Origin of the sequence: Chromohalobacter nigrandesensis (assembly GCF_023061285.1) — a bacterium.
GTDB classification, from domain to species: domain Bacteria; phylum Pseudomonadota; class Gammaproteobacteria; order Pseudomonadales; family Halomonadaceae; genus Chromohalobacter; species Chromohalobacter nigrandesensis.
Map to the genome: position 1 here is coordinate 159,133 of NZ_JAKGAM010000005.1, position 18,229 is coordinate 177,361.

Consider the following 18,229-nt stretch of genomic DNA (forward strand, 5'->3'; position numbering starts at 1 on the left):
TAACAATTATTTGGCAATGGCTATCTACGTCGTTTGGGCGAGAGCATCCGCACGCGGGCTTTAGGGCGTGATTTCTTTTCTACCCCTTTCTGCGCCGGTGTTGCGTTGTGCGTAGTGCTTTGAGATGTAGTGCTTTGAGATGTAGTGCTTCGAGATGAGGCTTCGGCTGGCGAAGTGATCCAGGCGAATACCGGCAAAGAGAGATGCCAGTAGATGGCACTCAGGCGCAGCGCCAAGATCACCAGAATAGGCAGAGCGATAGTGGCGTGGGGATGGATGGGTTGGTTGTACAGGATGACGTAGGTCCAAGCACCTGCAATAGAGGCGGTCGCATAAATTTCCTGGCGCAGCACCATGGGTACTCGTCTTGCGAGCACATCACGTAGCATTCCGCCCGCGACACCGGTTAGGAGCCCCATTAAGACCGCTACGGTACCTCCATGGCCCAAGGCTAATGCCTTGTGAGCGCCTATGATGGTGAAGATGGCGAGTCCGAAGGCGTCGAGTACGGGCAAAACGATGCGCGATAACCGATGAATGTAATGAAAGCCGACGATCGATATCACGACGGTGATGATGATCACCCATAAATAGGTGGGATCGGTAACCCAGAACACCGGGCGGATGCCAAGTAATAGATCGCGCAAGGTACCACCGCCGATGCCGGTCATCGCGGCCAGTACCAGCATGCCGAAGGGATCCATTCGCGAGCGACAAGCAAGAATGACCCCCGAGAGTGCGAAGACGATCACACCGGCTAAATCCAGCCAATAAATCCACTCTATCACCTTGGTACTCCTTGGCGGTTTCTTCTTTTATCTCCTGGAGACAGTGAGAAAATTTTAAAAAACATCAGGCATTGTCGACCGTGTCTAGCAACCCGATCGACATATTCATGGGTAACGCCCGCTGCGCCGGTTTTCGACCAAGACCTCTAGAATAGCGTTGGTTTCTTGCATGATCGGCGTCAGTGGTTCGCCTTTTCGTCGGCTGCATATGATGGGAATGGTGATATCGGTGTCGGCGAGATAGACATACGAAATGCCATCGCGTTGAAGGCGGCGAACTTGTTCGGGAACCAGGGTGATACCGAAGCCCGAGGCAATGAGCCCTAACGCCGTTTGGAGTTCGTTGGTTTCTTGCACGACATTGACTTTCATGCCTCGTCGACGAAACAACCCCAACACGATATCCGCCAGGCTTGGGCGTGGTGAGGCTGGGAAAAGTACCATCGGGTAGTTTGATAATTCCGCTATGGTGGGCTGGGTACCTTCTAATATATGGCCCGTGGGGACAGCGGCCACCATTGGCTCCTCGAACAATACTTCCTGCTCTATCTCGGGGTCGTCGATTCGCAGACGACCGAAGCCGATATCAATACGTCCCGCTTTGAGCGCCTGGATCTGCTGAACCGTGGTGAGCTCTGCAAGTGTCAGCTCGACATCATCATTTTGTCTAAGTTGCCGCACGAGGGAGGGAAGTTGCCCATAAAACACGGAAGGCACGAAACCAACCCCGAATAACGCGCGCTTGCTGCGTACCATGCGCCTTGTGGCATGGATAGTCGTATCTAACTTATCAAGTATTTGTAGGGAATGCTCATAAAAGAATTGTCCGGCCGGTGTCAGGCTTAATCCTCGTGCCTGACGGACAAATAGTTGAGCGCCCATTTCTTCTTCTAACTGTTTGATTTTCCTTGTTAAAGGTGGTTGAGCCATATGCAGCTTTTGTGCCGCTTTAGTGAGGTTGAGATCTTCGGCAACAGCACAAAAGCAGCGCAAGTGATGTAGCTCCATGATACCTCCTGAGTATGGCTAGTCACTCAAACAATATTGGTTGGGGCTAGGCCAAACAAGCAAGACTTTGGGGCAAGACAAAATATCCGTGGTGGAGCCCCCATGTCCGTTGTCATTGAACATATTGAAACTCAACTCGTCGACCTGCCGACGATTCGGCCGCACAAGCTGTCGATGGCCACTATGGGATGCCAAACGCTGGTCATCGTGCGCATGCGCCACAGCGACGAGGTGGAAGGATTGGGTGAAGGCACCACCATCGGTGGCCTAAGCTATGGCCCCGAGAGCCCTGAGAGTATCAAGTGCAATATCGATACCTACCTAGCGCCGCTGCTCATTGGGCAGCCGTCGACCAATATCAATGCACTTCGGGCGCGTATGACTCGTCATATACGCGGCAATGCCATCGCCAAGTCGGCGCTGGAAACCGCATTGCTGGACGCTCAGGGAAAGCGCTTGGGGGTAAGTATTTCCACCTTGCTTGGTGGGACAAATCATGACCATTTGCCAGTGCTATGGACGTTAGCCAGCGGCGATACGCAGAAAGATATCGAGGAAGCTTTTCAGCGCCTCGGTGATCGTCGCCATTGCGATTTCAAACTGAAAATTGGTGCCAACCCGGTCGACCAGGACGTGAATCACGTTGCCATGATCAAGGAGGAGCTGGGGGAGCAGGCCAGCATTCGAGTCGATATCAATCAGGCGTGGGATGAGTCCACTGCAGTACGTGGCATCGCTAAGCTACAACACGCCGGCATCGATCTGATTGAGCAACCGGTCGACGCCCGTGACAAGGCCGCAATGATCCGTCTATCCAGACGTTTCAATGTGCCGATGATGGCCGATGAGGCGGTGCAGGATACGCGTGACGGTCTTGATCTGGTGTGCGGTGGTTTTAGTGGGGCTTTTGCACTGAAGATCGCCAAGTCGGGTGGGCCGCTGGCGGCGCTGGAGTTGGCTCACCTGGCCCAGGCCGCCGGCATGGAGCTCTATGGCGGCACCATGCTCGAGGGCACGATCGGCACGGCCGCCGCGCTACATGCCTGGTCGACGCTTCCCGAGATGGCCTGGGGCACCGAGATGTTCGGCCCACTATTGCTCGAAGACGATATCGTCGCCGAGTCGCTTTCCTATCACGAGTTCGGCGTCGAACTGCCGGCCGGCCCTGGTCTCGGCATTACTCTCGACGAAGACAAGCTTACCCACTATTCGCGCAAGTAATCCGCGACGTCAAAGATCGAAGAGGAGCGCGCCATGCTATTTCAAGTGCAAATGACCGTGAAATTGCCTACGGATATGCCGTCGAATCAGGCTGCCGAGATCAAGGCGAAGGAAAAGGCTTACGCCCAAGAACTGCAACATGCCGGTAAGTGGCGCCATCTGTGGAGAGTGGCCGGTAGCTACGAGAACGTCAGCGTATTCGATGTCGAGGACAACGCTGAGCTTCAGGAAATTATTAGTGGCTTGCCGCTGTTTCCCTATATGGAAATCCACGTCAAACCGTTGTGTCGGCATCCATCGTCCGTTCAAGACGGTGACGCCTGAGTAGCCAAGGCTCTAACGAGCTTCATCACGCCAACTCATAGAAAGCCAAGACTATAACAAGTGAGGCAATGACCATGACTGTCAAGATCTACGATACCCAAGCAGTACAGGATTTCCTGAACACTATCAGCGGCTTCGATCAAGAAGGAGGCAGCGAGCGCGCCAAGCAGATCATGCACCGCTTTCTCTCCGATCTGTTCAAGTTGATCGACGATTTCGACGTCACTCAGGAAGAGTACTGGACTGCTGTCAACTTGCTCAACGCTTTGGGTAGTCAGACCCAGTTTGGCTTGCTCTCACCGGGCTTGGGCTTCGACCATTATCTGGATATGCGTCAGGACGCTATCGATGCCGAGGCCAAGCGGATTGGTAGCACGCCGCGCACCATCGAGGGGCCGCTCTACGTCGCCGGTGCCCCCGAGGCCGAAGGTTTCGCGCGCATGGATGACGGCAGCGATCTTGATGCCGAGGTGATGTGGCTGACCGGCCAGGTACGTGACATCGACGGCACCCCGATTCCTGGCGCCAAGGTCGAGATCTGGCACTGCAACTCCAAGGGCAATTACTCGTTCTTCGACCCGACCCAGAGCGAGTACAACATGCGTCGCACCATCTACGCCGACAGCGAAGGCCGCTACACCGCGCGCAGCATTGTCCCCTCTGGCTACGGCGTGCCGGAAGGCGCTCCCACCGACGTGGTACTCAAGGCCTTGGGTCGTCACGGCGAGCGCCCGGCGCACATCCACTACTTCATCTCTGCACCTGACTATCAGCACCTCACGACCCAGATCAATCTGGCTGGCGACCCCTATACCTTTGACGACTTCGCCTTCGCCACTCGCGAGGAGTTGGTCGTTGAGGGGCGGCATATCGAGGATGCGGCGGAAGCTGAAAAGCGTGGCCTGGAGGGACCGTTTATCGAAGTGGTCTTCGATATCGAATTGGCCCAGACCGATGCATCCGAGCTGCAAGTTCGCCATAAGCGTGCCCGTGCCAAGGAAGATGAGCAGGATGCTGCCAGTCAGTTGGCCAGCACTGCCAAGGTCTGATGGGCCTCATCGCGACGCTTTAGCGCGACCCGCTGAAAGCGTACCCATAAAGCAATCGAGGAATTGGCTATGACCTCACAACTTGATCGTCTCGAAGAGCGCGTTCGTGGTGCCGTCGTCGATGATGCCGACCAGGGTATCTTCCGCGTTCACCGCAGCATCTTCACCGACCCGGACTACTTCGAACTGGAGATGAAGCACATCTTCGAAGGCAACTGGCTGTTCCTGGGCCATGAAAGTCAGATCGCCGAGTCAGGTGACTACATGACCGTGACCCTGGGCCGCCAGCCGGTGATCATTACCCGTGACAAACAGGGCGAATTGCATGCCCTGATCAATGCCTGCGCGCATCGTGGCGCGACCCTGTGCCGCAAGAAACGCGGCAACAAGGGCACTTTCACTTGCCCTTTTCATGGCTGGAGCTTCAAAAACGACGGGACCTTGCTCAAGGCCAAGAATGAGAAGGCCGGTGCCTATCCCGATGGCTTTAAGCAGGACGGCTCTCATGACCTCAAGCGCCTCGCACGTTTCGAAAACTATCGAGGCTTCCTATTCGGTAGCCTGAGTTCGGATGTCCAGCCGCTCGCCGACCACCTAGGCGAAACCACCAAGGTCATCGACAACATCGTCGACCAAGCGCCGGAAGGGCTCGAGATCCTGCGTGGTACCTCGTCTTACACCTTTAGCGGCAACTGGAAGTTGGGAGCCGAGAATGGCGCCGACGGCTACCACGTCAGTACGGTGCATTGGAACTACGCCTCGACGATGGATCGCCGTAATTACGATGCTGGCGGCACCAAAGCAGTGGATGCCGATGGTTGGTCGAAGAGTCGGGGCGGTTTCTACTCCTACGAGAATGGTCACATGATGCTATGGACGCGCTTGCTCAATCCCGAGGTGCGTCCAGTCTACTCTCAGAAAGACTGGATCGAGGAGCAGTTCGGCGAGGCGCGTGCCGACTCCATCGTCAATCAGACCCGTAACCTGTGCTTGTATCCCAACGTCTACCTGATGGACCAGTTTTCTACTCAAATCCGTGTCATTCGGCCGTTAGCCGTGGACAAGAGCGAAGTGACTATTTATTGCTTCGCGCCGAAGGGAGAGTCGGCCGAGAACCGCGCGCTGCGTATTCGCCAGTACGAGGACTTCTTCAACGTTAGTGGCATGGGTACCCCTGATGACCTGGAGGAATTTCGGGCTTGTCAGAACGGTTATGCCGGTCTCGATGCCGAGTGGAATGATCTTTCCCGAGGTGCCAAACAGTGGGTCGAAGGTGCCGATGAAAATGCCAAAGCCATCGACATGAAGCCGCTATTGAGTGGGGCATCGCCCGAGGACGAAGGGCTTTACGTGCTGCATCACAAGCACTGGGTCGATGAGCTGCTGCGTGCCATCGACAAGGAACGCAGCCAGTTCATCGCCACGGCATCCGCTGAGGAGGAGACTTCCGCATGAACTATCTCGATATTCAGGCTTTCGTCTACCGCGAGGCGCGTCTGCTCGACGATCGTCAATGGGATGAGTGGCTCGCGTGCTACAGCAAGAGCGCCGTGTTCTGGATGCCGGCCTGGGATGACGATGACCAGTTGACCCGCGATCCGCAGGCCGAGATCTCGCTGATTTACTACCCCAATCGTGAGGGACTGGAGGATCGCGTCTACCGGATCAAGACCGAACGTTCCGGGGCGACCAGTCTTCCCGAGCCGCGTACCACCCACCAGATCTCCAACTTGGAAATACTTAGCCAGGAGGGTGGCAAGGTAGAACTGCGCTTCAACTGGCACACATTGAGTCATCGTTACCAGCAGACCAACGCTTATTTCGGCACGTCCTTCTACACATTGGACGTGTCTGGGGACGCCCCGCTGATCGAGCGGAAGACGGTAATCCTCAACAACGATTACATCCACCAGGTCATTGACGTCTATCACGTCTGAGTACCGACCCGGTGGGAGGAGAACGACCATGAGCTACACTATTGCGCTTAATTTCGAGGACGGTGTCTCCCGATTCATTACCTGCAAGGCAGAGGAGACGGTGCTCGATGCTGCGTACCGCCAAAAGATCAATCTACCGATGGATTGTTCCGACGGCGTCTGCGGGACCTGCAAGGGCCATTGCGAGCAAGGCGCTTTCGACATGGGTGACGACTATCTGGAGGAGGCCCTTTCCGAAGAGGAAGAAGCTGAGGGCAAGGTACTGACCTGTCAGATGGTGCCGTCTTCCGATTGCGTCATCCAGGTACCGGTGGCCTCGACTCTTTGCAAGACCCAGGTCGGCGAGGTCACTGGCCGGATGGCCCATGTCGAGTCGCTCTCCGAAGATAGTATCGAACTGATGATCGATCTGGATGAGGATGCTGAACTGGTTTTCCTACCCGGCCAGTACATCAATATTCAGGTGCCGGGCAGCGAAGAAACGCGTTCCTACTCGTTTAGCTCGCGTCCCGGTGACAAGCGGGCTTCTTTCCTGATTCGCAACGTACCAGATGGTTTGATGAGCGGTTATCTCACCCGTACGGCGACGTCCGGTGATCCTCTAACCCTGACCGGGCCGTTGGGTAGCTTTTATCTACGTGACGTGAAGCGCCCCTTGCTGATGTTGGCCGGTGGCACGGGATTGGCGCCATTGCTTTCCATGCTCGAAGTGCTGGAAGAGAAGGGCTGCGACCAACCGGTCCACCTGATCTACGGCGTCAGCCGTGACGAGCATCTCGTCAAACTCGATAAGCTCGACGCCTACGCCCAGCAGCTGCCCCATTTCAGTTACACCACCGTGGTTGCCGACGAGGCCAGCGAACATCCACGCAAGGGCTACGTGACACACCACATGGATGCGGATGTCCTGTATGAGGGTGATGTGGACGTCTACCTGTGTGGACCGCCGCCGATGGTCGATGCCGTGCTCAAGTATTTCCGCGAGCAGAATATTGAGCCGGTGAGCTTTCACTACGAGAAGTTCACTCCTAATCAGACCTCTGAGGAGGCAGCATGATGCGCTTTAAAGATCAGGTGGTGGTGATCACCGGGGCGGCCCAGGGCATTGGCCAACGGGTCGCCGAACGCGCCGCCGAGGAGGGCGCGCGGTTGGTGCTGGTCGACCGTGCCGAGCTTATCCATGAGGTGGTGGCTGGGCTGACCGAGCAGGGTATGGAAGCCATCGCCGTGCAGGCCGATCTCGAGACCTGGGAAGGTGCCGAGGACGTGATGGCTCGTACGGTCGAATATTTCGGCCGGATCGACGTGCTGATCAACAACGTCGGCGGGGCGATCAATTTCAAGCCTTTCACCGAGTTCGCCGAGTCCGAGATCGCTGCTGAAATCACACGCTCGCTGATGCCAACGCTGTGGTGCTGTCGGGCGGCACTGCCGACGATGGTCGAGCAGGGTGGCGGTGTGATCGTCAACGTCTCCTCGGCGGCGACCCGTGGCATCCACCGTATTCCTTACTCGGCCGCCAAGGGGGGCGTCAACGCCATGACCGCCTCGCTGGCCTTCGAATATGCCGAGCACGGCATTCGCGTGGTGGCCACTGCACCGGGCGGTACCGAGGCACCGCCGCGCAAAATCTCGCGGGGCACGCCAGAGCCGCGCAACGAGACGGAGCAGGCTTGGTTCCAAGCGCATATCGATCAGACCAAACAGAGCTGCCTGATGGAGCGTTACGGCACATTGGATGAAATGGCTGCCCCGATTCTTTTTTTGGCATCAAGCGACGCCAACTATATCACGGGTAGCGTTTTGCCGGTGGCGGGTGGTGATCAGGGCTAGTCTTTGTCGGCTCAATTTCAAACATAACAATATTTTGGAGCACACCATGAAGCATATCGAGAAGGGCGTAAGCCTGCGGCGCGCGCCTCGCGATTTCCTTCGCGATCTCAATTTAGAAAATGCTAGTACTGGTCTGGTAGCCGGTATCTTGGGCCTCAGCGTTGGAGTCGTGCATATTAGTGCTGGCACGGCTGCGGGTCTAGATTCTTCCTTCATCATGATCTGGGTCATTAGCTACCTGATGATCAACGGCCTGTTTGGGCTATTCATGCCCGCCTATTATCGGCTGCCGCTTCCCATGGCCAACTCCATTCCGGGGGCACTTCTATTCGCGGCAATTATTCCGGTGGTCGGGCTCGAGGCTGCTCTTGGGGCTACCCTGATCGCTGGTGCTATCGCGCTGGTGGCAGGTCTGACAGGAGTGATGTCGCTGGTCATGCGGTTGATACCCATGCCTATCGTGATGGGCATGGTTGCGGGCATCTTACTAAGCTTCGGCCTCAACATGGTGGATCCACTCGAGCACGCCATGCTACCTGCCTCCATTATGATCCTGGCTTTTTTCGTCTCGTCGCGCTTTCTGCGTAAGGTCCCGCCATTGATTGTGGCCATGTTGGCCGGTATGGCCTATCTGATGACGACAGGAGTTGATTTTTCGGGTGTCGAATTCTCGATGCGCTTTCCCGAATTCGTAGTGCCTGAGTTCACACTAGGAGCCTTCTTGGCCTATGGCCTACCTTTGGCCATCATTCTGGTGGGAATGGAAACGCCTGCTGGTATCGGTTTGGTCAAAGGGATGGGCTATAAGAGTGCACCAGCCAACGCCATCACTGCCGTGGGCGGGCTCGGAACCATGGTGTCGGCTTTCTTCAATCTCCATAGCACTTGTATAGCGGCTCCCATGACGGGGGTCTGTGCTTCTCCCGAGGCTGGCCGCCATGATGGGCGTTGGGTAGCAGCAGTAATCGCTGGGGCGATTTTCGTGGTTTGTGCGCCTTTTTATGGCTTTGTCGTGAGCTTGATCGAGGCCACTCCAGGCTACTTTATCGCGATTATTGCGGGCCTAGCCTTGGTGCGTGTCATCACATCCGCCATGTCGATTGCTTTCGCTGGCAAGAAGCATGAAATGGGGGCGTTATTTGCCTTCCTTATTGCTGCCTCTGGGCTCCAGATTCTGGAGATTGGCGCTTCTTTCTGGGCCCTCGTACTCGGTGTGTTGGTGTCGCTGATTTTCGAGACCAAGGACTTCGAGTTTGTGCGCCCTAAAACCAATGAATCCGCAGTGTGACTCTTGGTTGAGCCTTCCCGCCTTCAAGATCCCTAAACTATCCGGCTGATATTTTCCTTGGCCCGCGTCCGAGAGGGTGACGCGGGCCCTTTTTTGCTTCTGTTGATTTTTGGAATCCCACGTTATTCCGCGAACAAGGATCAATGTAATGAATTTACATAAAGATTGGTCAATACCCGCTATTACTGCCGGCTTTGTGGCGGTGCTGGTATCTTATTCTGGGCCGCTGGCCATCTTCTTTCAGGCCGCCGAGAGCGCTGAAATATCGAGTGCCATGATGACCTCCTGGGTGTGGGCGATCTCGATCGGTGCCGCTATCTCCAGCATCGGGCTAAGCCTTTGGCTCAAGGTGCCGGTGGTGACGGCCTGGTCGGCGCCGGGAACGGCATTATTGGTGGGCCTGTTCCCTGAACTATCGCTGGGGGAGGCGGTAGGCGCTTACCTGACCGCTGCGGTGGTAATCTTCATGATCGGTGTGACTGGTTCCTTCGATCGGATCATCCAACTGATCCCGCCGGGTATCGCCAGCGCGATGATGGCCGGCATTCTGTTCCAATTTGGCGTGGGGGTCTTCGAGTCGCTGGCTGCGGTGCCTGCATTGGTAATCGGTATGCTGCTGGCTTATCTGGTATTCAAGCGCCTCACGCCGCGCTATTGCTTGGTAGTGTTGCTGGTTGTCGGCGTTGGTTTAGCTATGACGTTGGAAGGTGCAAGCCTCGAAGGCGTAACGTTGGAGTTGGCCTCCCCCCAGTTCATCCAGCCCGAGTGGACTTGGCATGGCACTCTGAGCCTGGCTATCCCGCTGGTACTGGTTAGCCTGAGCGGGCAGTTCTTGCCGGGTATGGCGATACTCCGCACCTCTGGCTACGATACCCCGGCTCGGCCAATTGTCACCGTCGCTAGTCTGACGTCTTTCGTCACGGCTTTCTTCGGTGGTATTACCACCGTGGTCGCCGCCATTACGGCGGCAATCTGCACCAGTAAGGATGCCCACGAAGATCCGAATAAGCGCTACGTGGCGGGTGTGGCCAATGGCGTCTTCTACCTGATCGGCGGCACTTTCGCTGGCACCATCGTGTTGCTGTTCACCTCGCTACCAGGCGAGTTCGTAGCTGTTCTGGCTGGTTTGGCGCTGATCGGAGCCATTACGAGTAACGTGAGTGCCTTCGCTGCTCACAAGGATTATTTGGAGGCTTCGGTTATCACCTTTCTGGCGACTGCCTCGGGCGTTAGCTTCTTAGGACTGGGCTCGGCTTTCTGGGGCGTGATGATTGGTGGCGTCGCCTATAACGTTCTGCACCGTCGTTTCGACACTCGAGAAGAATCGTCTCGAATATCCGATAGCTCGCGTTGAAGCTATCCGGTATGGGGCTGGGTGGGCGATGCGGACAGACGAATGCCGCTAACTCAGGTTTCCGCAAACATCTCGTGAATCAGTCGTCGCAACCATTGATTGCCGGCATCTTGATGGAAGCGGCGATGCCAAAAAAGGTTGATAGGCACGTCGGGTAGTGTCAGCGGATGGGGGATGGCACATAGCCCAAAGCGGGAGGCTGTGGCCTCGGCCAGTTTGTCGGTGACGGTTACTACCAAGTCAGTACCGTTGATGATGTAGGGAACGGCGACGAAGTGCGGCAGCCTGAGCCGTATCGGCGGGCTGGCACCACTCCTAACCAACAGTTCCTCGATTTTTCCATGCCCGGTGCCCTGCGCCTCGACCACGATATGCCGTGCTTTGGCAAAGTCTTCCTGGGAAAGCGGGCCGCGCGCGAGGGGATGATTTTCACGCATTAGGCAAACATAATTTTGCACGAATAATCGCTGTTGGTAGAAACCAGCGCCTAGTTGTGGAATTAGCCCCACCGCGAGGTCGATATGCCCTCCCTCCATATCATGCTTAATATCATGAAGATCACTGCGTGTGGTTCTCAGTGAGACGTTTGGCGCCACTTCAGCCAGCCGTGACATCAAACGGGGTAGGAAATAGATTTCGCCGATATCGCTCATGGTGATTTGGAAGCGGCGCTGGCTTGTCGCCGGATCAAAGTCATGATTTAAGTTGAGTGTCTCTTGGAGACTGGACAGTGCTTTGGAGATCGGTTCGTGGATGCGTGTGGCATAAGGTGTCGGCATCAAGCCTTGCGAGGTGCGCTCAAAAAGTTCATCACCGAGCAGCTTGCGTAGCCGCTTTAGTGCATGGCTGACCGCGGGTTGGGTCTGGCCGAGTTGTTCGGCGACCACCTGAGTATTGCGATGTTGGTAAAGTAGATCGAAGACCACTAGCAGGTTGGTATCGACCTCCGATAATTTACGCATGAAAGGCCTTGTGTGATGATGCCTGGCTGGGAAAAACGACTGTATATGTAATAATATTCGTTATCCATACCGATTAGACAAAGGTCGGAAATGGGGTGGGGTGACGAACACAATATACTGTTATTTATGGATATTAGCGTCGCTTATTTGGAAAATAAAGACTGCTTGGTTGTGGGCTTTGTCGGCGGAAGCCTAGCGTGATGCTACACCATTCGTCTCTTGATAGGAGTAGTGATCATGCAAGCACAGAACACAACACCCTCCCCTCATGGAAAGCGTCTCAATATCGGTATCGTTGGCGGGGGCATCGGAGGTGTGGCCTTGGCCGTAGGTCTCGCTCGCACCCTGGACCTGGAAGTTCACCTCTTTGAGGCCGCCGAACGCTTTTCTGAGATAGGCGCCGGAGTTTCGTTCGGCCCTAACGCCGTACGAGCGATTTCACTACTCGGCTTAGAGAAAGCCTATCGGCGCATTGCCGATGCCTCTCCGGCTCCCTACGAGGACGTCTGGTTCGAGTGGCGGCGCTGGCATGATGAAGTCTACCTGACAGCTTCGCTGGCCCCTGGCTGCGGGCAGTCCTCGGTTCATCGTGCTGATTTTCTTGGGGCCATCGTCTCTCATCTGCCTGAGGGTATCGCTCACTTTGGTAAGCGTTGCCGGGCTGTAGAGCAGGACGCTGAAGGGGTCAGCGTAAGCTTTGAGGATGGCAGTGACTTCCGCTGCGATATCCTAATCGGTTTCGATGGAATCAAGTCGGCAGTGCGTGAGCATGTGCTACCGACTGTTCAATATGGCGCGTTTGATCCTCGTTGGAGCGGCACCCAAGCGTATCGCGGCTTAGTGCCTACCAAGAGACTTCGTCAGGCACTCGGGGAGGCGGGTGTCGATGAGAAGATGGCGACTGTGCCGCAGATGTATTTGGGGCCTGATCGTCACATCCTGACCTTCCCGGTGAAGCAGGCGACGCTGGTTAACGTGGTCGCCTTCGTCACTGATCGTTCTACGCCCAACCCGCAATTACCGGAAGACGCTCCTTGGGTCGAGGAGGTGAGCAAGGAGGAGATGCTCGATGACTTTCCTGGTTGGGGAGCTGCTTCCCGAGCAATTCTCGGTTGCATCGACCGACCAACACGTTGGGCGCTGCATGAGTTACCTGAGCTCCCTCGTTATGTGCGTGACCGCGTATTGATCACTGGTGACGCTGCCCATGCCATGTTGCCCCATCAAGGCGCAGGGGCGGGTCAGGCGTTGGAGGACGCCTATGTGCTGACCGAGCTATTGAGCGATCCGGCCTGTGATCGCGGCAATGCTGCTGAGGTGTTAGCGGCTTTCGAGGGAGTTCGGCATGCGCGAACCTGTCGCGCGCAAGCCACTTCTCATGAGGCTGGAAACGTCTATGAGTACTGCGGTACCGGAATCGGCACCGATGAAGCTCACATCGCCGCTGATCTCAAGCAACGTTTCGACTGGTTGTGGAACCACGACCCTCGAGACGATGTTGCGGCGGCACGCCAGCGGTTGGGTGGGGAAATGTCTGTCGAATCATGAAATGGATTGGGAGGTATGAGGCATTAGCATCCAGCCGGTTATTCGGCAGTTCGGATCGGCACCCGGCTGCGTTCGTTATTGGCGTCGGCCATGCGTTGCAGTAAATGGCATAGAGTTTCACGTTCTTCCGTGGATAAAGGAGCCAAGATCTCCTCTTGGGCGTCGCGGACCGAGGCTTCGGCCTGTTGACGAAGTTCACGCCCCGCTTCGGTCAAGGTAACGAACATAGAACGGCGATCCTGAGGGTTGCGTTGACGCGTGACGAGGCCACGTTCCTCGAGCTTCTTGACCACGACCGCAATGGTATTACGGTCGAGCGCCGTATAGCCGCCGAGTGTGATCTGGTCCAGTGAGCCTTGTTCTTCGAGAGCCGAAAGGGCGACATATTGTAGCTGTGTAAGATGGTAGGCCTCGCACTGTCGCAGGAAGATGGCCACGCTGCTTTGATGGCAACGCCTGAGCAGGTTGCCAGGCAGGGTGTTGGCGTCGGCGAGGGGCGAGTCGGTCATGGTGTCGAGGGCGTCCGGTGAAGGTCGGTGGAAGGCCGCAGCATCGCGAGCCACAGCCTGAATGCTATGGGGATCGTCGCTTGACCTCAACCTACATGTGGATGGCTCTCGGGTAGAGCGTCGACGAACGCCGGTAGCGCAAGGCAGTTGGTGTTGATGGTTGCAAGCGTCGGATAGGGTGTCATATCGACCCTGAAGCGTCGGTTGTTGGCCATCTGAGCGAACAAGCAGATATCGGCTAGGCCGGGCGAGTCACCGTAGCAGAACTGGCCACGGCGCGGATCGTCGGCCAGTTGGCGCTCGAGCGAGGCGAAACTTTCGGCGACCCAATGGCGGAACCACGTGGTGACGCCTGCCTCGCTTACGTCCAATTCCTGCCCCAGATATTGCAGCACTCGTAGATTGTTGAGTGGGTGGATATCGCTGGCGATGGAATGTGCCAGTCCACGCACCCAGGCACGATCTAACGGATCGCTGGGTAGCAGCAACGGTTTAGGATGCACCTCGTCAAGATATTCGATGATCGCCAGCGACTGTGCCACCACCGTGCCGTCGTCGAGCTGCAGTGCTGGAACTAGGCCCTGCGGATTGAGCGAGAGGTAGGCAGGGGAGCGGTGCTCCCCTTGGCGTAAGGTGTAGGAGACATGCGTATACGTCAGCCCCTTGAGGTGAAGGGCGGCGCGTACACGCACTGACGCCGAGCTACGGAAAAAATTGTGCAGGACGAGACTCATAGTCCCTCCCGTGGTGTGACGATGGTGATCGAGTGATCGCCGATGCCGTCAATGCCACCGGTCACTTTGTCGCCGACCTGGAGCGGGCCGACGCCGGCGGGAGTGCCGGTATAAATCAGATCGCCAGGGCGGATGCGCATAGTGTGGGAGAGAATCGAAACGATTTCCTGCACGTCCCATATCAGGTCGGCAATATCTTGGTCCTGCTTGATCTCATCATTGACGGCGAGCCAGATACGGCCCTCGGTGGGATGACCGATATCACCGGCCTTGCGCAAAGGGGAAATCACTGCGGACTCATCGAAGGCCTTGCCCCAATCCCAGGGCCGGCCCTTTTCGCGTGCTTCGAGCTGCAGGTCGCGGCGGGTCAAATCATTACCGGCAGCGTAACCGTAGATGTAATCGTTGGCCTCCTCGACCGGGACCTGGAAGCCGGCCTTGCCGATAGCTATTACCAGCTCCATTTCGTAATGGAAATTTTGGGTCTCCGGTGGGTAGGGGACGTCGCTGCCGTCAGGCACGATAGCGTCGGCGGGCTTGGTGAAGAAGAAGGGAAATTCGCGATTCGGATCGCGCCCCATCTCCCGGGCATGCGCCTCGTAGTTACGGCCGACGCAGAAAATGCGGCGTACTGGGAAACGCTGGTTGTCACCTTCAATGGCGATACTGCTGACGGGCTGCGGATCGAAGACGTAATCGGTCATGGAATAGCGCTCTTGGTATTGAGTGAAAAAGGTTGAGTGACAAAGAGTCAGGCGGCACTGCGCTGTTCGCGCCATATGCCCAGCTTTTGCTGAGTCACCCGGTCGGAGAAACTGAATAAGACAGCATCTTCGTGGGCCTGGTGGACTACTGGGTACCAACTGGGTATCACGACAATGTCCTTGGGTTTCCAGTGGTAAGTAGTGTCGCCGATGGTGGTCGTTCCACTACCTTCAACGACGGTGAATACCGTGGCATCGGTTGCACGATAGCTAGCGGTCTTGAAACCTTTGGGCAGCAGTTGAACGAAGGGGGAGATGGTGGGCATCGCTGAGCCACCGTCGAGTGGGTTGATGTAGCGCATCTTGAGACCGTGACATGGGTCCCACTCATCATGACGTCGCATGACCTCGAGAGCTTCGCGGGTTCGCGTATAGGGATAGTTGAAAAGAGGGGAGCTTAGCCCCGTGCGCTCGAAGTCGACGGGTAGCAAGTTGGCACCATAGCGGGCCTGTGAATCGCCGTTGGGCTTGGTGAGCGCCTGCGTATCCTCGCCTAGCCCTTCGGCAAAAGACGCATCGAAGAACGACAGCATCGGAATGTCGAGGCCATCCATCCAAATCATCGGGTCGTTCGACTCATTACCATGATCATGCCAAGCATTAGGCGGCGTGATCACGAAGTCACCCACTTCCATATGCGTTCGCTCGCCGTCGACGGCGGTGCAGGCCCCGCTACCCTCCATCACGAAGCGCAACGCTGATTGGCTGTGACGATGGGCGGGCGCCACTTCGCCGGGCAGGACCAACTGCAGCCCAGCATAGAGCGACGTAGTGATGCGGCTTTGGCCGCGCATTCCGGGGTTTTCAAGGATAAGGACCCGGCGCTCGGCCTCCTTGGCAGTGATCAACTTGCCGGCTTCCATCAGCAGGTCACGGGCTGGGGAAAATTCCCAGCGATGCGGTAGGCATTCGCTCTTTGGTACTGGCGTAATGAGGCTGTTAAGCACGTTCCAAAGTGCGCTGAAGTTTTTATCGTTAAGCTTGGTATAAAACGCATCGCGCTCCGGTGATCTTTTCGGGGCTTCGGTGAGTGACATGACACATCTCCTTGCGGATTAGGGTTATCGCACCCGCTCTCGTCTTTTCGAGAGCTTTTTTGCGGTCCAGTCAGTGACGCTATAGAAAGGCTGTGACCAGTGCGGGATAGAAGATCGTCAGCAGAATCACCAAGCTGGCGGCGAGAATGAACGGCAAAATCCAAAACGTGATCCGCGCCAGGCTGACATTGCTTATTGCTGAGGCCATGAACAGGCCGGCACCGACGGGGGGCGTCAGCAGTCCCAAGGTCAGAGTCATGCAGGTCACTACACCGAAGGCGACTGGATCGATGCCATAGCCCTGCTGAGCGACCGGTAGCAGGATCGGCACTAGAATGATCAGCGCGGCGATACCGTCCAGGACCATTCCGACCACGATCAGCAAAGCGAAGACCATGAGCATGAAGAGCAGCGGGCTCTGGGTGGTGGTCTGCATCATCCCCGCGACCTGCTGCGGGATTTGGTTGAATACCAGTACCCAACCAAAAGCCTTGGCCGCAGCAATCAGGAACAGCACGATGGCGGTGTTACGGGCTGTGCGTTGCAGCAGGGCGGGCAGGCTGGCGAGCTTGAGTTCACGAAACACCAAGCCACCGAGAAGCACCGCGAGCAGCGTCGCTACGGCAGCCGACTCGGTGGGGGTGACGATACCGAAAGCGATGCCGCCGACGATCACCAGCGGAATCGACAAGGTCAGTAGCGCGCCGCGTGTGGCCTGCCACTTGTCGATGTGTGTCGGTCTTGGAGCGTTCGCCGATTTGGCGCGGTGGGCAAAGAGTGCGATTAGGCCACTGATGATCACGAACAGCGCTAATCCTGGCAGGATGCCGCCTAGAAACATCGATCCGATGGATACCTGCCCGATTACCCCGTAGATGATGAAGATCATCGATGGTGGAATGATCGGCCCGAGTAGACCGGAACCGGCGGTCAGCGCTGCGGCAAAGCCCTTGTCGTAGCCGTCCTTTTCCAGCTCAGGGGTCATCACGCGACTCATGATCGCAATCTGGGCAGTGGCCGAGCCCATAATCGAGGCGAGCATCAGGTTCGAGGTCAGCGACACATAAGCAATGCTGTGCGGTAACCATGAGAACCAGGCACGCGCCGCGAGGATGATGCGACGGGTGATTCCACCCTCGTTCATAATCTCACCAAGCAGTATGAACAGCGGAATCGCCAGCAGGTCGAAGACCTCCAGCGAGCTAAATAGCACCTGTGGCAATGTCTCCAGAGCGCGGAAGTTACCGTCGAGCAGGATGAACGCCAAAGTGGTTGCCAGCAAAACGAAGGCGATTGGCATCCCCATTAGCATGAGCAGGATGAATATGCCGAGCGTCATGGGTCAGTCCTCCTGCACGCCAAGGGGAAAGGCGTGGCGTGAACGATCGGTGAGACGGGCGGTTATGTGCAGCAAGGACGTAGCCGAGAACAAAGGGATGATTAGATAAAAGACCCATTTGTCCCAACCCAATGTAATTGCCATGTCGAAGGCCACGACCGGTGATGTGACCCAGTCGAGCGAGTACTTGAGCAGCAACGCCAAAATGGCCAGACAGATCAGCTCGCTGACCCAGTAGCAGGCCGCGCGTAGCGGGTCTGGCATCACGCCGGTGAGCATGGTCAGCCGCACATGGCTGTCATGATGGATGCCGATCGAGATGGCCATGAAGGCCATCCAGATCAGGATGTAAACGCCTAACTCCTCGGCGAAGAACAATGGGCTGTTGAAGGCGTAACGAAGGATCACATTGATAATCAGCAGGATGCCGAAAGTGACGATCAGTGCGCTGCAAACCCATTGCTCTACGTGAACGACGGCACGACTGGCACGGGTGAGGAGGGTTCCATAGGAAGTCGTCATGGTGTCACCTGC

At 56.6% G+C, this 18,229-nt stretch carries 19 protein-coding genes; 10 read left to right on the forward strand and 9 right to left on the reverse strand.

Annotated elements, in window-relative coordinates:
- Window positions 1-20: 20 nt before the first annotated feature.
- Window positions 21-788, reverse strand: a complete 768-nt coding sequence (locus L1073_RS08780) for a trimeric intracellular cation channel family protein (protein WP_246898521.1) — start codon at window positions 786-788, stop codon at window positions 21-23.
- Between the two features lie 105 nt (window positions 789-893).
- On the reverse strand, window positions 894-1,796 hold the full coding sequence (locus L1073_RS08785) for a LysR family transcriptional regulator (protein ID WP_246898523.1): 903 nt from the start codon (window positions 1,794-1,796) through the stop codon (window positions 894-896).
- Between the two features lie 102 nt (window positions 1,797-1,898).
- Here L1073_RS08785 and L1073_RS08790 point away from each other — a divergent pair, with 102 nt between their 5' ends.
- The 9 genes from L1073_RS08790 to L1073_RS08830 all read left to right on the forward strand — a co-directional run bounded on the left by L1073_RS08790 (window position 1,899) and on the right by L1073_RS08830 (window position 10,802).
- Window positions 1,899-3,017: a muconate cycloisomerase family protein gene (locus L1073_RS08790; RefSeq protein ID WP_246898525.1), complete on the forward strand. Its 1,119-nt coding sequence runs from the start codon at window positions 1,899-1,901 to the stop codon at window positions 3,015-3,017.
- A gap of 33 nt (window positions 3,018-3,050) precedes the next feature.
- Window positions 3,051-3,341, forward strand: a complete 291-nt coding sequence (gene catC / locus L1073_RS08795; protein WP_246898527.1) for a muconolactone Delta-isomerase — start codon at window positions 3,051-3,053, stop codon at window positions 3,339-3,341.
- Window positions 3,342-3,415: 74 nt separating this feature from the next.
- Window positions 3,416-4,390, forward strand: coding sequence for a catechol 1,2-dioxygenase (gene catA / locus L1073_RS08800; RefSeq protein WP_246898528.1), 975 nt, complete (start codon window positions 3,416-3,418; stop codon window positions 4,388-4,390).
- A gap of 69 nt (window positions 4,391-4,459) precedes the next feature.
- Window positions 4,460-5,845 (forward strand): Rieske 2Fe-2S domain-containing protein, encoded by a 1,386-nt coding sequence (locus L1073_RS08805; RefSeq protein WP_246898530.1) that lies wholly within the window; start codon window positions 4,460-4,462, stop codon window positions 5,843-5,845.
- The gene (benB, locus tag L1073_RS08810) at window positions 5,842-6,327 is read left to right on the forward strand and encodes a benzoate 1,2-dioxygenase small subunit (RefSeq protein WP_246898531.1); all 486 of its coding nucleotides are present in this window, start codon (window positions 5,842-5,844) and stop codon (window positions 6,325-6,327) included. Before L1073_RS08805 ends, benB begins: the two co-directional genes overlap by 4 nt.
- Window positions 6,328-6,355: 28 nt before the next feature.
- Window positions 6,356-7,384 carry a benzoate 1,2-dioxygenase electron transfer component BenC gene (benC, locus tag L1073_RS08815; protein ID WP_246898533.1) on the forward strand — a complete coding sequence of 343 codons (1,029 nt, stop codon included), beginning with the start codon at window positions 6,356-6,358 and terminating at the stop codon, window positions 7,382-7,384.
- Entirely contained in the window at window positions 7,381-8,160 is a 780-nt protein-coding gene (benD, locus tag L1073_RS08820) for a benzoate diol dehydrogenase BenD (protein ID WP_246898534.1), read from the forward strand. The genes benC and benD overlap by 4 nt, the downstream gene beginning before the upstream one ends.
- 46 nt (window positions 8,161-8,206) lie before the next feature.
- Window positions 8,207-9,448, forward strand: a complete 1,242-nt coding sequence (locus tag L1073_RS08825) for a benzoate/H(+) symporter BenE family transporter (RefSeq protein WP_246898536.1) — start codon at window positions 8,207-8,209, stop codon at window positions 9,446-9,448.
- 148 nt (window positions 9,449-9,596) lie between these two features.
- Window positions 9,597-10,802, forward strand: coding sequence for a benzoate/H(+) symporter BenE family transporter (locus L1073_RS08830; RefSeq protein ID WP_246898537.1), 1,206 nt, complete (start codon window positions 9,597-9,599; stop codon window positions 10,800-10,802).
- A gap of 53 nt (window positions 10,803-10,855) precedes the next feature.
- Here the strand turns inward: L1073_RS08830 and L1073_RS08835 are convergent, their stop codons facing one another.
- Complete coding sequence (locus L1073_RS08835) at window positions 10,856-11,764, reverse strand: LysR family transcriptional regulator (RefSeq protein WP_246898538.1); 909 nt, start codon at window positions 11,762-11,764, stop codon at window positions 10,856-10,858.
- A gap of 237 nt (window positions 11,765-12,001) precedes the next feature.
- Here L1073_RS08835 and salA point away from each other — a divergent pair, with 237 nt between their 5' ends.
- The gene (gene salA, locus L1073_RS08840) at window positions 12,002-13,312 is read left to right on the forward strand and encodes a salicylate 1-monooxygenase (protein WP_246898540.1); all 1,311 of its coding nucleotides are present in this window, start codon (window positions 12,002-12,004) and stop codon (window positions 13,310-13,312) included.
- Window positions 13,313-13,350: 38 nt separating this feature from the next.
- On the opposite strand, the gene L1073_RS08845 is transcribed toward salA, so the two are convergent.
- From L1073_RS08845 to L1073_RS08870, 6 genes are all read right to left on the reverse strand, one after another.
- Window positions 13,351-13,821, reverse strand: a complete 471-nt coding sequence (locus L1073_RS08845; protein ID WP_246898542.1) for a MarR family winged helix-turn-helix transcriptional regulator — start codon at window positions 13,819-13,821, stop codon at window positions 13,351-13,353.
- A gap of 86 nt (window positions 13,822-13,907) precedes the next feature.
- Window positions 13,908-14,555, reverse strand: a complete 648-nt coding sequence (gene maiA, locus L1073_RS08850) for a maleylacetoacetate isomerase (RefSeq protein WP_246898544.1) — start codon at window positions 14,553-14,555, stop codon at window positions 13,908-13,910.
- On the reverse strand, window positions 14,552-15,259 hold the full coding sequence (locus L1073_RS08855; RefSeq protein WP_246898546.1) for a fumarylacetoacetate hydrolase family protein: 708 nt from the start codon (window positions 15,257-15,259) through the stop codon (window positions 14,552-14,554). Before L1073_RS08855 ends, maiA begins: the two co-directional genes overlap by 4 nt.
- A 47-nt stretch (window positions 15,260-15,306) precedes the next feature.
- Window positions 15,307-16,356 carry a gentisate 1,2-dioxygenase gene (gtdA, locus tag L1073_RS08860; RefSeq protein ID WP_246898548.1) on the reverse strand — a complete coding sequence of 350 codons (1,050 nt, stop codon included), beginning with the start codon at window positions 16,354-16,356 and terminating at the stop codon, window positions 15,307-15,309.
- Window positions 16,357-16,435: 79 nt separating this feature from the next.
- A complete protein-coding gene (locus tag L1073_RS08865; RefSeq protein ID WP_246898550.1) occupies window positions 16,436-17,695 on the reverse strand; it encodes a TRAP transporter large permease in 1,260 nt (419 codons plus the stop codon).
- Between the two features lie 3 nt (window positions 17,696-17,698).
- Window positions 17,699-18,217, reverse strand: coding sequence for a TRAP transporter small permease (locus L1073_RS08870; RefSeq protein ID WP_246898552.1), 519 nt, complete (start codon window positions 18,215-18,217; stop codon window positions 17,699-17,701).
- Window positions 18,218-18,229: the final 12 nt, after the last annotated feature.